At 51.9% G+C, this 1132-nt stretch carries 1 protein-coding gene; it reads right to left on the bottom strand.

Translation table 11 applies throughout. The features are described 5' to 3' along the window. Positions 1-220 precede the first annotated feature (220 nt). Positions 221-934: a DUF3700 domain-containing protein gene (locus tag OKA04_RS24990; protein ID WP_264503862.1), complete on the bottom strand. Its 714-nt coding sequence runs from the start codon at positions 932-934 to the stop codon at positions 221-223. Between the last annotated feature and the right edge of the window lie 198 nt (positions 935-1132).

The raw sequence follows: 1132 nt of genomic DNA, 5'->3' as shown, positions 1-1132 counted from the left end.
GGACAGGTTATTTGCAACAGAACTACATTCAACTGATCACAGCCGGCCTGGAGTTCATTCCTGCTTGAACAACAAAGGTACAGAGATCATACTACACACCCAGAACACTGAAGCACTTGCCATGCAGGCAGTACTTCTCTTTTATGAAAAGATGATACAGATCAGTTGCAACTATGTTACACCACCACCATGTACAACGACCGGACACCGAAACATCATCCTAGTGCAGAGCTGTGAGGATTGCAGTGGCGCTCTCAACCTTGAAGGTTGCACCACAGATCTCTTCTTCATTTGCAGGAACAGCAGTCACCTTGTTCTTTGGGTTCTCATAGCACTTCAAGCCTCCAAGAGCATTGGAATAGAAGCAACCTTGTGGGAAAGGTGCAAGTGACTTGCCACATGATCCTTTAAGCAGGTCAATGTCGTTAGAGAAGGCAACAGATCCATCAGCAGTTATCCCCCAGAACAGAGGCACCTTGCCCTCTGGATCAGAGGCCACAAGGAGAGAAGAGGTGGACTTGTCGAAGAGCACAAAGGCGTAGCTGCCGGTGAGCTGCGAGAGCATGAAGCTAGCAGGGTAAGGTGCTCTGTCTCTCAGCGTCTTGTACGCCTCGATAACCAGGAGCACCTCATTGGCGCCCTTGGACAGGCCATACTGCTGGCTCAGCCTGCCCAGATTGTCCAGGACTCCCTCAAACAGGCAGAAAATGTCATCTTTTGATGCAAAGGATCTTGGGCGGAGGAGGGATTGGTTGGCGTGGGAGTAGGCGAGGTGGCCAAGGTCGCCGAGCTGCAGGGACACGGCCGGCTCGGCGGCGGCGAGGAAGCGGCCGACCAGCTCCGACGCCCGCGTCTTGGGCGACGGCGTCCGGCTGCCGGCGGCCACCAGCTCCGCCGGCACCTCCACCACCGCGCCGCTGAACACAGCCAACATCCTCTACTCTACTGTACTGTCTGTCTAATCAAAGCTAATTAAGATCACTACACACAAACTATGAAACTACTCTAATTTAATCCAATCCTACTGCTAAAACTCTCCTCTGCTAATGATCAGATTAGCATAGATAAAAAAAAAATACGTGTGGCGTTCCACACTCCTTGGATGGATAGATGGATGGAGCAAGAAACGGAG

Origin of the sequence: Luteolibacter flavescens (assembly GCF_025950085.1) — a bacterium.
Lineage (GTDB): Bacteria > Verrucomicrobiota > Verrucomicrobiia > Verrucomicrobiales > Akkermansiaceae > Haloferula > Haloferula flavescens.
The sequence above is the reverse complement of the archived record's forward strand: the minus strand, read 5'-3'. Positions and strand labels throughout refer to the sequence as shown.

Excerpts from the sequence above, each read along its gene's own strand:
- OKA04_RS24990 (WP_264503862.1), bottom strand. The coding sequence starts at position 934 with ATGTTGGCTGTGTTCAGCGGCGCGGTGGTGGAGGTGCCGGCGGAGCTG.